This window comes from Streptomyces coacervatus (genome assembly GCF_029223485.1).
Classification (GTDB): Bacteria; Actinomycetota; Actinomycetes; order Streptomycetales; family Streptomycetaceae; genus Streptomyces; species Streptomyces coacervatus.
In genome coordinates this window covers 434,322-446,582 of the sequence record NZ_JARHTP010000008.1, presented here as the reverse complement: position 1 = coordinate 446,582, position 12,261 = coordinate 434,322, and the positions used below count along the sequence as shown (strand labels likewise).

The 12,261-nt window shown below is 70.5% G+C and carries 14 protein-coding genes; 13 read left to right on the top strand and 1 reads right to left on the bottom strand.

Going from position 1 to position 12,261, the window contains the following annotated elements:
* Positions 1–71 precede the first annotated feature (71 nt).
* Both P2Q00_RS22335 and P2Q00_RS22330 read left to right on the top strand, forming a co-directional pair.
* Complete coding sequence (locus P2Q00_RS22335; RefSeq protein WP_275774400.1) at positions 72–1,094, top strand: LuxR C-terminal-related transcriptional regulator; 1,023 nt, start codon at positions 72–74, stop codon at positions 1,092–1,094.
* Positions 1,095–1,206: 112 nt separating this feature from the next.
* Positions 1,207–2,103, top strand: a complete 897-nt coding sequence (locus P2Q00_RS22330) for a LysR family transcriptional regulator (protein WP_275774399.1) — start codon at positions 1,207–1,209, stop codon at positions 2,101–2,103.
* Between the two features lie 58 nt (positions 2,104–2,161).
* Here the strand turns inward: P2Q00_RS22330 and P2Q00_RS22325 are convergent, their stop codons facing one another.
* Positions 2,162–3,037, bottom strand: a complete 876-nt coding sequence (locus P2Q00_RS22325) for an LLM class F420-dependent oxidoreductase (protein WP_275774398.1) — start codon at positions 3,035–3,037, stop codon at positions 2,162–2,164.
* 354 nt (positions 3,038–3,391) lie between these two features.
* On the opposite strand from P2Q00_RS22325, the gene P2Q00_RS22320 reads away from it, so the two are divergent.
* The 11 genes from P2Q00_RS22320 to mdlC all read left to right on the top strand — a co-directional run bounded on the left by P2Q00_RS22320 (position 3,392) and on the right by mdlC (position 12,211).
* Entirely contained in the window at positions 3,392–3,844 is a 453-nt protein-coding gene (locus P2Q00_RS22320; protein ID WP_275774397.1) for a nuclear transport factor 2 family protein, read from the top strand.
* Between the two features lie 29 nt (positions 3,845–3,873).
* Entirely contained in the window at positions 3,874–4,311 is a 438-nt protein-coding gene (locus P2Q00_RS22315) for a nuclear transport factor 2 family protein (protein WP_275774396.1), read from the top strand.
* Entirely contained in the window at positions 4,308–5,342 is a 1,035-nt protein-coding gene (locus P2Q00_RS22310; RefSeq protein WP_275774395.1) for an ankyrin repeat domain-containing protein, read from the top strand. Before P2Q00_RS22315 ends, P2Q00_RS22310 begins: the two co-directional genes overlap by 4 nt.
* A gap of 26 nt (positions 5,343–5,368) precedes the next feature.
* A complete protein-coding gene (locus P2Q00_RS22305) occupies positions 5,369–5,677 on the top strand; it encodes a muconolactone Delta-isomerase family protein (protein WP_275774394.1) in 309 nt (102 codons plus the stop codon).
* 14 nt (positions 5,678–5,691) lie between these two features.
* The gene (locus P2Q00_RS22300; protein WP_275774393.1) at positions 5,692–6,399 is read left to right on the top strand and encodes an EthD domain-containing protein; all 708 of its coding nucleotides are present in this window, start codon (positions 5,692–5,694) and stop codon (positions 6,397–6,399) included.
* Positions 6,386–7,636, top strand: a complete 1,251-nt coding sequence (locus tag P2Q00_RS22295; RefSeq protein ID WP_275774392.1) for an MFS transporter — start codon at positions 6,386–6,388, stop codon at positions 7,634–7,636. Before P2Q00_RS22300 ends, P2Q00_RS22295 begins: the two co-directional genes overlap by 14 nt.
* Before the next feature lie 10 nt (positions 7,637–7,646).
* Entirely contained in the window at positions 7,647–8,045 is a 399-nt protein-coding gene (locus P2Q00_RS22290) for a cupin domain-containing protein (protein ID WP_275774391.1), read from the top strand.
* A 13-nt stretch (positions 8,046–8,058) separates the two neighbouring features.
* A complete protein-coding gene (locus P2Q00_RS22285; protein WP_275774390.1) occupies positions 8,059–8,691 on the top strand; it encodes an NADPH-dependent F420 reductase in 633 nt (210 codons plus the stop codon).
* A complete protein-coding gene (locus P2Q00_RS22280) occupies positions 8,688–8,984 on the top strand; it encodes a hypothetical protein (RefSeq protein WP_275774389.1) in 297 nt (98 codons plus the stop codon). The genes P2Q00_RS22285 and P2Q00_RS22280 overlap by 4 nt, the downstream gene beginning before the upstream one ends.
* Before the next feature lie 171 nt (positions 8,985–9,155).
* The gene (locus tag P2Q00_RS22275; RefSeq protein WP_275774388.1) at positions 9,156–10,544 is read left to right on the top strand and encodes an FAD-binding oxidoreductase; all 1,389 of its coding nucleotides are present in this window, start codon (positions 9,156–9,158) and stop codon (positions 10,542–10,544) included.
* Between the two features lie 5 nt (positions 10,545–10,549).
* Positions 10,550–12,211, top strand: a complete 1,662-nt coding sequence (gene mdlC, locus P2Q00_RS22270; protein WP_275774387.1) for a benzoylformate decarboxylase — start codon at positions 10,550–10,552, stop codon at positions 12,209–12,211.
* Positions 12,212–12,261: the final 50 nt, after the last annotated feature.

Sequence of the window (12,261 nt, the reverse complement as noted above, 5' to 3'; positions counted from 1 at the left end):
CGTGCGCCGCACGGGAGTTCGGGTCGGGAAGGAGTCCTAGGCTGGAGAGACATTCGTAGGGGGGTGAGGAATTGACGGACGAGATTCCTCTTCTCGACGACCTTGCGGCGAAGGCCTACGAAACGGCTCTGCAACTGGGCCGCTTCGACGACGAGGAGATCGCCGCCGCCCTCAGTAGGGAACTCACCGGCGTCGAGGAGGTCCGCAAGTCCCTGCAGGATCTGCATCTGCTCAGCCCCAGCGCACCCGGACGGCCCGTCGTCCCCCTGGACCCCGAGGTCGCCGAGGCCGAACTGGTCACGCCGCTGGAGGTGGAGATCGGCCGCCGCCGACGCGAAATCGGCCGTATCCACGAGGAGTTGCGTTCCCTCGCCGCCGACTACCGTGCCCGCCCGAACGGCTCCTCCGCCGACGTGCCCATCACCGTTCTCGACGACGTAGAGGAGGTGCGCCGAGAGATCGACCGCGCCCGCTACGGCTGCATCGCCGAGCGCATGAGCCTGCAGTCCGGCGGCGGCCGCCCGCCCGAACTCCTCGAGGCCGACCGGGAACACACCCTGGAACTGCTGCGCAGGGGCGTCCGCGTGCGCACCCTCTACCAGCACACCGCCCGCACCAGCCTCGCCACCCGCACCTACGTCCAGGAGATCACCCGACGCGGCGCGGAAGTACGCACCGTCGACGAACTCTCCGAACGGCTCATCATCTACGACCGCAGAATCGCCTTCATCCCCAAGGAGCGCACCGGCCGGCAGCCCCCCGGCGCCGCCGTGATCACCGAACCGACCGTCGTCGGATATCTGGCCCGCACCTTCGAGTCGGTCTGGCAGATCGGCCGCCCCTTCGAGGTGGACCAGCAGACCGCCGAATACCCGCAAGTCGCGGAAGAGGTACGGCATTCCATCATCCGCCTCATGGCCCTCGGCCTGAAGGACGAGGTCATTGCCCGCAGGCTCGGCATGGCGACCCGGACCTGCCGCCGCCACATCTCGGCGATCATGGAGGAAATGGGGGCGGTCAGCCGATTCCAGGCAGGCCTGATAATCGGCCGCGAGAACCGCGAGAACCAGGAATACGGCGATGTTGGCCGCTAGCTGACGTCGCCTGTCCCCAAGGGGACATCGCCGGGACATGGCGCCCGTGCCCGCCCCGGTGATTCGCTGGAACAGGAAATCCATCCGTCGTCGTCCCGTACAGGAGAAGACCATGGACATCAGGCAGCTGGCAGCGTTCCACAAGGTGGCCACGCTGCTCAGTTTCTCGAAGGCGGCGACGGAGCTGAAGTATGCGCAATCCAGCGTCACCAGCCAGATAAAGGGACTGGAGATGTCCCTGGGCGTCGACCTCTTCGACCGGCTCGGCGGCCGCATCCAGCTCACCGAGGCGGGACAGCGACTGCTGCCCTACGCCGAGCAGATGCTCGCCCTGGCCGGCGAGGCACGCGGCGCCACGGTCGGCTCCGGGGACCCCTCCGGCGTACTGACCATAGGCTCGATGGAGAGCATCACCTCCTACCGGATGCCGCCCCTGCTGGAGTTCTTCCACCACCGCTACCCCGCCCTGCACATCGTGCTGCGCCCGAGCCTGTGCGCGGAGACCTGCCATGCACTGCGCCAGGGCATGTTCGACATGGGCTTCCTGATGGAGGCGGAGACCCAGCACCCGGGCGTACAGACCGAGGTCCTGGGCTCCGAACCGCTCACCGTGGTGGCAGCCCCCGACCACCCCCTGACCCAACTGCCGAAGGTGACGACGGAGGAACTACGCCGCACTCAGGTCATTTCCGCGGAGGCCGGCTGCGCCTATCGGGAGCTGTTCGAGGCCGAGTTGAACGACGGGACGGGGGAGGCGTTGCCGTTTTTGGAGTTCGGAACGATTGAGTCCATCAAGCGGGGGGTTGCCGCCGGGCTTGGGATCAGTCTGCTGCCGACAACCTGTGTTCAGGACACCTTGGATTCCGGCGTCCTGGTGAAGCTGGACTGGGACATCCCATTCGAGGTGTTCACACAGCTGGCTTGGCGCCGCGGAAAGAACCTCACACGTGAGATGCGAGTCTTCACGGACCAATCAATCCGGTTCCTGGCAGAGGAATACGCCCGCTGAAGGCTCTTGTTCTTAGGGGCGCGGGGAACTGCGCGACCAGCCCCCACCGACCCGCAGCTCACTCACAAGCGACTGGCCCCAATTCTCGCAACGCACTCCGGAGCATCCTGATGTGGTCGTCAACGGTCGCCAGCCCCAGCCCCATCGTGCTCAAACAAAGATGCGTCGCCCCCAGATCCCGCCAACCCGCCACAAACTCCGCCCACTTGCCCTCCGACACCTCCGCAAGCTTGAGGCGCGCCTCGAACCCGAGCACACCGGGATCACGCCCGGCCTGCAAGGCATACGACCGCACACGGCGCACCATGGCCCGCGCCGTCTCGTCCGGTGGACGTTGAGGGAGCCAGCCGTCGCCAAGGGCGCCGGCCCGCCGCAACACCGCCTCCGCATTGCCGCCGAACCACACAGGGATACGCCCACGCACCGGACGGGGCAGGATCCCGGCGTCCTCGATCCGGTGCCAGCGCCCCTCGTACGTGACTGTGGGCTCCGCCCACAACGCCCGCAGGACCTCGACCTGTTCGGCGCTACGGGCGCCCCGGTCGGTGAAGGTCGCGCCCAGGGTGTCGTACTCGACCCGGTTCCAGCCGATGCCCACCCCGAGCCGCAGCCGGCCGCCGCTGAGCACGTCGACCTCGGCGGCCTGCTTGGCCACCAGGGCGGTCTGCCGCTGGGGCAGGACGAGAACCCCGGTGACGAGCTCCAGGGTGCGGGTGACGCCGGCGAGGTAGCCGAACAGCACGAAGACCTCGTGGAAGAGGTCTTCGCTGGTGTAGCCGTACCAGCCGGGGCGGGTGGCGGTGCCGGCGCCGAGTACGTGGTCGAAGGCGACCGCGTGCGCAAAGCCCAGCTCCTCCACGGCCTCGGCCCAGGCGCGTACCGCGCCCGGGTCCGCGCCGATCTCCGTCTGCGGGAACACCGCTCCGATACGCATGCTCAGCCGACCAGACCCCAGCCGTCGTCCTCTGAGGACGTGGTCCGCAGTGCCCTGGTGTTCACCATCAGTGCCTCCTCGTGGGTCGATCCGGTCGTCCCACCGTCCCCAGCCGACCCGCCCCCCGGGCGGCGCCGCGCCGCCGGTTCCGGCACTCCGTCACACGCCGAATGACACTGCGTCAAGTGAGCGGTCAGATCGAATGAACTGACGTAGTACCCGGGCGGAGCTCGCAGAGTGTGCCGGGCGGACCCGGCGCCACGGCCTCGCCTCCGGCCCCGTCACTAGCGTCGGCCGGGACCGATCGTCCCGCACGCCCGCCACCGACTCGGGTGCGTCCCCACGGAGTTGCCCATGACGTCCGCCGAAGACCGGATCGACGTGATCGAGACCTGCACCAGGATGCTATGGCACGTCGACCTGCGCCAGTGGGACGCCCTGCCCGCCCTGCTCGCGGAGAAGGTCACCCTGGACTACACGAGCCTCTTCGGCGGGCAGCCGGCGGTCAGCACCCCCGACCGGATCATCGCCGACTGGCGGGCCGGGCTCGGCCACCTCCAGGCCACCCAGCACCTGATCGGCAACCAGCTCGCCGAGGTGCACGGGGACGAGGCGGTCCTCACCGCCCACTTCCAGGCCACCCATCTGCTGCCCAACGCGCACGGCGGCCCGACCTGGACGCTCGGCGGCCGCTACCGCTTCGACCTGACCCGCACCGCGTCCGGCTGGCGCATCGCCGGCGTGGTGATGACGGCGCTGTGGGCGGACGGCAACCAGCAGATCATGACCCCTCCGGACAGCCAGTAGGACCGGCGGTCCGGACATAAGGAGAAGACATGAGCGACCTCACCGAGCAGACCCGGGACGTTGCCAAGCGGTGGTTCGCCGCCCTGACGAGCGGCGACTTCGGCACCGCGCTCGGGCTCCTCGCCGACGACGTCGAATGGATCAACTACCGCCCCGTGCCCGGCTACAACGACGACATGAAGTGGATCGGCACCCTGCACAGCAGCGCCGAAGTCGCCGACAGCGTCGGGGTGTTCGCCGGACAGTGCGACGTGATCTCCGAAGAGCTGCTCGATCTCGTCGTCGACGGCGAGAAGGCCGCCGGGATCATCCACGAGATCTCCCGGGTGAAGGAGACCGGCATCGACTTCGAGATCATCTTCACCCACTGGCTGACCGTCCGCGACGGCCGGATCGTCCGCTGGGAGTCGCACACCGACCCCTCGCAGATCATCCGCGCGATCCGGGGCACGGCGGTGGCCTCATGAGCGCCGAACTGATCGCGGCCGTACGCGGCCGTTCCGTCGACGGGGTGCGGCGGCTGCTCGACGCCGGCGCCGACCCGAGCACCCGGGAGCACTCCTCCGGCCTCACCGTCCTGATGATCGCCGCGGGCCAGGCCGACCCGGCCACGGTCGAGACGCTGCTCGCGTCCGGCGCCGACGTCCACACCGCCGACACCAGGGCCGGCGCGACCGCGCTGCACAAGGCCTGCCAGGGCGGCAGCCTGGACGTCACCCGGCAGCTTGTCGAGGCGGGTGCCTTCGTGGACGCCGTGGCCCCCACCACCGGGCACACCCCGCTGATGGACGCCCTCTGGTACAAGTACCCGGACCTCGTGGAGTACCTCCTCGACCAGGGTGCGGGCCTCAAGCTGCACACCCACTACGGCTTCTCGCTCGAAGAGCACTTCGCCTACGAGCTCAACGTCAACACCTTCGGCAAGGACAAGCTGCTGCGCGCCGAGCAGCTCCTGAAGGAGCGCCGGGAGCACGACGCCAGCGCCGTCGAGGCCCAGCCCCTGATGGCCGCCACCGCCGCCGGGGACACCGAGGCGGTACGTCGACTCCTCGCCGACGGCGCCGAGATCGACGCCCGCGCGCCTTTCCTCAACGGCTTCAACGACGCCCACACCCCGCTGCTCGTCGCCTCCCGCGACGGCCACGGCGAGATCGTCCGGCTGCTGCTCGACGCGGGCGCCGACATCAACGCGGTCGAGCCCTGCTTCGGCGCCGTGCCCCTGCACAAGGCCGTCTACAACGGCCACGCCGACATCACCGCCGACCTGGTCGACTGCCCCGGCATAGACCTCGACTTCCAGGGCGCCACCAACGGCTACACCCCGCTGCACGACGCCCTGTGGCACGGCTACGCCGACTGCGTGACCGTCCTGCTCGACGCCGGCGCCCGCACCGACCTGGTCGGCCACGACGGCAGGACGCCGTACGACCTGGCCGTCGAGGTCTTCGGCGAGAACGACCCGATCACCACGCGGATAGCGGCACTCGCGGCGGCCTGAACCCCCAACTGCCCTAAGGAACCCCCATGTTGTTCTACGTCCAGATGCGCTGGAACCACGAGGGACGGATCTCCCTGGACGAACTCTGGGAGATCGAGCGCGAAGAGGCCGAACACGCCCAGGAGACCCTCGACTCCGGATTCGCCGTCGGCCTGTGGAAGGTCGCCGCGCAGAAACGGGTGATCGGAATCATCGAGTCCCCGAGCGCCGAGGAACTGGACCGGACCGCGCTCGGCCGGCTGCCCATGCGCGAGTACCTCGAGTTCGAGGAGGTCTGGCCGCTGCGGGAGTACCTCGGCTTCGCCGAGGACGTCAAGAAGGCCTACAAGGTCTGATCACGGAGGAAGCCATGATCCACCAGCTGATCTTCGCCCACCCCAAACCCGGCATGTCCGAGCAGGAGTTCCAGGACTACTGGGTCGACGTCCACGCGGTGCAGTACGCGAGCAAGATCCCGCAGATCAGGAAGTACCTGATCGACACCCGTATCCCCTTCGGGCCGGAGCCCGACGACCCGCTGTGGAGCGGTATCGCGGAGATCTGGCTGGAGAACGACGAGGACCAGCTCGCTTCGCTGCAGACCCCGGAGTTCCTGGAGGGCGCCCGGCTCGACGAGCCCAGGTGGGCCGCCTTCTGGCGCACCGTCGTCCTCGACACCGACGCCCACGTCCTGCGGGCCGGTGACCACCCTGCGCCCGAGGACGGCGTGAAGATCGTCGCCCTGGTCAAGCGCACCGAGGGCACCACCGTCGAGCAGTTCCGCGAGCGCAGCCTCGGCGAGCACGCCGAGCTGATGCTCCAGGTGCCGGGCCTGCGCCGCTACCTCCAGTGCTTCACCCGGGACGGCGCCTACGCCATCGGCGAGGCTCTCCTCGATGCCGCGTACCTGCTCTCCTTCGACAGCCTCGAAGACCTGGAGAAGGCAGTGGCCTCCGAGGAGTACGCGAAGGCCAAGGACGACCTCGTCACCTTCGTACAGCCCCGCTATCTGCACCACATGGCGGTCAAGGAGCACTGGATCATCGGCTCGGAAGGCGAAGCACGTGACCACCGCTGAGCACACACAGGAGGACCAGGCGCGTCGCACCCGACTCGCCCTGGGGACCCTCGCCCTGGGCGCGTTCGTCATCGGCACGGCGGAACTCGTCATCGTAGGAATCCTGAACCTCATCGCCAAGGACACCGGTGTCTCGGTCGGCACGGCCGGGCTGCTGGTCACCGCCTACGCCCTCGGCATCTGCATCGGCGGCCCCCTGCTCACGGCGGTGACCATCCGGCTCGGCCGCCATCTGCTGCTGTGGTCGGCACTGTCCGTGTTCCTCGTCGGGAACCTCCTCGCAGCGGTCACGACCAGCTTCGGCGCCCTGATCGTGGCGCGCGTCATCACCGGCGCCATCCACGGCCTGTTCATCGGCGTGGCCTCCGCGCTCGCCGCGCATCTGGTGCCGGCCGGGCAGCAGGGCCGGGCCGTGGCGATGGTGTTCGGCGGGATCGCCGTCTCCACCGTCATCGGCGTGCCGCTGGGCACCCTGGTCGGCAACGCGATCGGCTGGCAGGCCACCTTCGTCGGCATCGTCGCCCTCGGCGCGCTGGCTCTCGTCGCCACGCTCGCCTTCGTGCCACGGATCGGCATCACCGGCCCGACCGGGCTCGGCTCGCAGGCCCGACACGCCTTCGCGTCAAGGGTGTTGGCCCAGCTGGGCGTCGGACTGCTGCTGCTCGGCGGCCAGTTCGCCGCCTTCACCTACCTCGCCTCCTACCTGGAGGACGTCACCGGCATCTCCGGCGGCGCGGTCAGCGCCTTCCTGCTCGTCTACGGAATCGCCAGCGCCGTCGGCGTGTTCGGCGGCGGCCGGTTCGCCGACCGGGGGGCGGCCACCACCCTCGTGGTGGCCAATGTCGCGCTCGCCCTCATCCTCACCGCCCTGCACTACGTCGGCCACAACCCGGCCCTGACCGCCGTCGCGCTCGCCGTGTGGGGGCTGGTCGGCTTCGGCCTGGTGCCCTCCTTCCAGCTGCGGGTGATCACTTTGGCCGGCCCCGGCGGCGACCTCGCGGCCACGCTCGGCGCCTCCGCCGTCAACGCGGGCATCGCCGGGGGAGCGGCCGCGGGCGGCTGGGCCGTCGAAGCCCACGGCGTCGACTCGGTGTTCGTACTGGCCCTGATCGTCATGATCGTGGCCCTGCCCGCGACCTGGGCCGCCACCCGCCTGCGGCCGGCGCCCGCCGAACCGCACGGGAGGGCAGCCGAGAAAGCCGCTCCCGTCGCCGACCCGGTCGCCGATCCCACCTAAGGACCGACCCATGCAGATCATCGCTAAGAACAGCCTGCCCACCGTGCAGATCAACGGCGAGGTGGCCGCCCACATCCTCAACGCGAGCGACCATCCCGGCATCGGCGTCTCGGCGTTCATCGTCGACGTCGCCACCGACGCCGGGCCCCCGCGCCACACCCACCCCTACGAAGAGATCTTCGTGATCGTCGAGGGCACGGTGCGGCTGGAGGCAGCCGGGGACACGATCGACGCGACGCCGGAGGAGATCTGCGTCGTACCGGCCGGAGTGCCGCACAAGTTCGCCAACCTCGGCCCCGGCCGGGCCCGCATGGTCAACATCCATGCCGCCAAGGACGTCGTCACCGAGTTCGTCCCCGACGAGGCCGACACCAACGAGTCGTACGCCTACAACCGCCCGGGCAGCTGAGAGGACGCGTCACATGAGGATCGGCATCCTGGGCAGCGGCGAGATCGGCTCCACCCTTGCCCGGCTGCTCACCGTCGCCGGACACGAGGTCGCCGTCGCCAACCGGCGCGGCCCCGGCTCGCTCGCCGGGCTGGTCGCCGAACTCGGCGGACGAGCCCGGGCGGCCACCGTCGAGGGGGCGATCGCCTTCGGCGACCCGCTCGTCGTGGTGGCCATCCCCTTCGGCGCGTACGAGAGCCTCCCGGCCGACGCGCTGGCCGGGAAGGTCGTCGTCGACACCACCAACTACACGCCCGGCCGGGACGGCACCTTCCCCGACCTGGAGTCGGACCGCATCACGTCGTCCGAGCTGATCGCGGCCCACCTCCCGGGCGCCCGAGTGGTCAAGGCGGTCAACACCCTCAACTACAAATACCTGCTCGACCTCGCTGGGCCCGGCGCGCCCCGCGAGCAACGGACCGCTCTGTTCGTCGCGGGCGACGCCCCCGAGGCCAACCGGCTCGTCACCGAACTCCTCGACGAACTCGGCTTCGCACCCCTGCCGACGGGCTCCCTCGCCGGGGGAGGCCGCCGGCAGCAGCCCGGCACCCCCGTCTTCAACCGCCCCCTCGACTCACGTCTCGCCCAAGAGAGGTGGAGCACATGACCACTGTGGAGACCATCCGGTTCAAGCTGCGCGAGGCCGTCGCCGACGCCGAGTTCCAGCAGCTGAACGGCACGATGGAGAAGGAGTACATGCAGGTCCGGGCCGGCTTCCTCGCCCGGTGGACCGCCCGGAGCGCGGACGGCGAATACCTCGTGACCGTCCACTGGGCGTCCCCCGAGGACGCCGAGGCCACCATCGCGGCCTTCTTCTCCGCCCCCGAGACCCAGGCCTTCCTCGCCGCCGTCGACCTGGAGACCGTACAGCCGGGCCGGTACGAGCTGATCGAGAGCTGAGGCCTTCTCCCCGGGCCTTCTCCCCGAGCTTTCTCCCCGGCCGGGCCGGCCTCCGGACTGTGAGGGATCCGGAACCGGCCCGGCCCACCTGGTACTGCGTCTTCCCGGGGGCTGTGACATCAGCGGCTTCGCCGCGGGCCCCCGGACCCCCTGAAGAGAAGTGGTGGAGCCATGGCACCCTCAACGACCACTCCCGCGTCGGCGGCCGCCGTACGCGCACTGCGCACCACGCTGCGGGGGCATGTGCTCGCGCCCGGCGACTCGGCGTACGAGGCAGCGCGGCGCCTGTGGAACGGCACGGTCGACGCACGCCCCGCGGTCATCGTCCGGCCCGCCGACGAGACCGACGTGACCTGGGCGGTCCGCATCGCCCGCACCCACCGGATGCCGCTGGCCGTCCGTGGCGGCGGCCACGACTGGGCGGGCCGGGCGACCGTGGACGGCGGACTGGTCATCGACCTCTCCGCGCTGCGCCGGGTCACCGTCGACCGGGCCTCCCGCACCGCCGTCGTACAGGGAGGTGCCCGGGCCGGTGACCTAGTCGAGGCGACCCGCGCCCTCGGGCTCGCGCCCGTCACCGGCACCGTCAAGGCGGTCGGCTTCGCCGGCCTCGCCCTCGGCGGCGGCTACGGACTCCTTGCAGGCCGGTGCGGCCTCGCCCTGGACAACCTCCTCGCCGCCCGGGTGGTGCTCGCCGACGGCCGCCCCGTCGTCGCGAGCGCCGACGACAACCCCGACCTGTTCTGGGCGCTGCGCGGCGGAGGCGGCAACTTCGGCGTCGTCACCGAACTGCACGTCCGCCTGCACCCCATCGGCACCGTCCTCGCCGGCATGATCCTCTACCCCCTCGCCCAGGCGGCCTCCGTCCTGCGCGGCTACCGCGAGGTGACCGCCACGGCGGCCGACGAACTGACCGTCATGACCGGCTTCTTCGGCGGACCCGACGGGCAGCCCCTGATCTACGTCCTGCCGGTGTGGTGCGGCGACATCGCCCGGGGCCGCCCGGTCATCGACCGCTTCAAAGCCCTCGGCACACCCCTGGCCGGACAGGTCTGCCCGCAGGAGTACGCGGGCGTCCTCGGCATGTTCGACCAGGTCGTCGTCGACGGCCGGCACAACGAGGTCGGCACCCGGTGGCTGCCCGAACTCACCGACGGCGCAATCGACTTGCTCGTCGAAGCGGCGTCCACCGCGACCTCGCCGTACTCCGGCATGTACGTCCACCACTTCCACGGCGCCGCCAGTCGCGTACCGCCCGGGGACACCGCCTTCGCGCTGCGCCGGGACCATCTGCTCGTCGAGATCGGCGCGGCCTGGGACGGCGCCGAACAGGCGGCACCGCACCGGCGCTGGGCGCGCGAGGTGTCCACCGCGTTCGCCGGGCACGCGCTGCCCGGCGGCTACCCCAATCTGCTCGGCCCCGACGAGAGCCGGCGCGCCGCGGCGGCGTTCGGCCCGGGGGCCGCACGGCTGCTGAAGACCAAGGAACGCTACGACCCGGACCACCTCTTCAGCGCGGTGGCGGCGCTCGAACCGACCGATACCAACTCAGGAGCCTGATCACCATGACCGTCACCAACGACGAGGCACCCGCCGCCCGCACCGTGCGGGACGCGACGCTGGACGTCCTGCGCGCGTTAGGCCTGACCACCGTCTTCAGCAACCCCAGCCACACCGAGATGAAGCTGTTCGAGTACTGGCCCGAGGACGAGTTCCGCTTCGTCATGGGCCTGCAGGAGGCCGCCGTCGTCGGCATGGCCGACGGCTACGCCCAGGGCACCGGCGAACCCGCCCTCGTCCTCATCAACGGCGCAGCGGGCCTCGGCAACGCCATGGGCAGCGTCTACACGGCGGCCGCGGCGAACACGCCGATGGTGATCCTCGGCGGGCAGCAGGCCCGCAAAATGCTGCTCGGCGACCCGTTCCTGGTCGCCAAGGACGCCACCCAGCTGCCGAAGCCGTACATCAAGTGGGCAGGGGAACCGGGCCGTCCGCAGGATGTGCCCGCGCTCATCGCCCAGGCCTACCAGATCGCCAAACAGGCCCCGCAGGGCCCGGTGTTCGTGGCCGTCCCCGAGGACGACTGGGTCCGCCCGGCCGACCCGGAGCCGGTGCGGATCGCCGAGGTGGAGAGCGCAGTCGTACCGGACCCGGCGGTCCTCGCCCGCATCGCGGAGGCCCTCAACGGCGCCGAGCGGCCCGGTCTGGTGGCCGGCGGCCCGGTGGACGCGCAGGGCGCGCGCGGCGCCCTGGTCGCGCTGGCGGAGAAGCTGAACGCGCGCGTGTGGGGCGCCCCCGTGTGGAACCGCGGCGCGTTCCCGGAGAACCACCCGCTGTTCGCCGGCGTCCTGCCGCCGATCCCCGAACTGGTCAACGAACGTCTTGCAGCGCAGCACGACGTGGTCGTGGTCCTCGGCGGCCCGGCGTTCACGCTGTTCACGGCCTGGGACCTGTTCTCGACCGCGCCCGCGGACCTGGACAGGACGCCCAGGCCCCAACTCACCCCGGACGTACGGTTCCTGCACGTCACCGACAACCCCCAGGCTGCCGCGGCGACCCTTGCGAACCAGAGCTTCGTCGCCCCGCCCGGCGCGGTCGTCAAGGGCCTGGTGCCGCTGGTGGAGGAGCGCGAGCCCGTCGAACTCGCCCCGGTGCGCGAGCCGGTGGCGGTCCCCGAGCCCTCGACGCCGCTCACCCAGGCGTACCTCTTCCACGTCCTCTCCCAGGAACTCCCCGACGACGCCCAGCTGTTCGAGGAACTGCCCATCGCCCGCGCGGACTTCCACGAGCAGATCCCGCTCGGCGCGGACAACGGCTACTTCGCCACGGCCAGCGGCGCCCTCGGCTTCCCCTTCGCCGGAGCCGTCGGCTACGCCCTCGCGCACCCCGAGAAGCGTGCCGTGGTCGTGGTCGGCGAGGGCTCCGCCCAGTACACCCTGCACGCCCTGTGGACCGCGGCCCAGCACCGCCTGCCGGTCACCTTCGTCATCCCCGACAACTCCGGCTATCTGTCCCTGAAGTACTACCTCCAGGACCAGAAGTCCTGGCAGAAGGGCTGGGACCTCAGCGACGTCGACATGGCCCAGCTGGCCCGAGGCTTCGGCGTGCGCGGCGAACGCATCGAGACACCCGAGAGCCTGCGCGAGTCCCTGCGCAGCGCGCTGACCGCCGACGGCCCGGTCCTCCTCGACGTCGTCGTCGCCGACCCGGGACTGTTCCGCCTCTGACCCGCAGACCGACACCGACACAGACACCGATTGTCGACGCCCTCCGCCCG

Coding starts and splice junctions, on each gene's coding strand:
- P2Q00_RS22310 (WP_275774395.1), top strand. CDS start 4,308: ATGAGCGCCGAACTGATCGCGGCCGTACGCGGCCGTTCCGTCGACGGG.
- P2Q00_RS22325 (WP_275774398.1), bottom strand. CDS start 3,037: ATGCGTATCGGAGCGGTGTTCCCGCAGACGGAGATCGGCGCGGACCCG.
- P2Q00_RS22275 (WP_275774388.1), top strand. CDS start 9,156: ATGGCACCCTCAACGACCACTCCCGCGTCGGCGGCCGCCGTACGCGCA.
- P2Q00_RS22330 (WP_275774399.1), top strand. CDS start 1,207: ATGGACATCAGGCAGCTGGCAGCGTTCCACAAGGTGGCCACGCTGCTC.
- P2Q00_RS22285 (WP_275774390.1), top strand. CDS start 8,059: ATGAGGATCGGCATCCTGGGCAGCGGCGAGATCGGCTCCACCCTTGCC.
- P2Q00_RS22315 (WP_275774396.1), top strand. CDS start 3,874: ATGAGCGACCTCACCGAGCAGACCCGGGACGTTGCCAAGCGGTGGTTC.
- P2Q00_RS22300 (WP_275774393.1), top strand. CDS start 5,692: ATGATCCACCAGCTGATCTTCGCCCACCCCAAACCCGGCATGTCCGAG.
- P2Q00_RS22280 (WP_275774389.1), top strand. CDS start 8,688: ATGACCACTGTGGAGACCATCCGGTTCAAGCTGCGCGAGGCCGTCGCC.
- P2Q00_RS22305 (WP_275774394.1), top strand. CDS start 5,369: ATGTTGTTCTACGTCCAGATGCGCTGGAACCACGAGGGACGGATCTCC.
- mdlC (WP_275774387.1), top strand. CDS start 10,550: ATGACCGTCACCAACGACGAGGCACCCGCCGCCCGCACCGTGCGGGAC.
- P2Q00_RS22320 (WP_275774397.1), top strand. CDS start 3,392: ATGACGTCCGCCGAAGACCGGATCGACGTGATCGAGACCTGCACCAGG.
- P2Q00_RS22290 (WP_275774391.1), top strand. CDS start 7,647: ATGCAGATCATCGCTAAGAACAGCCTGCCCACCGTGCAGATCAACGGC.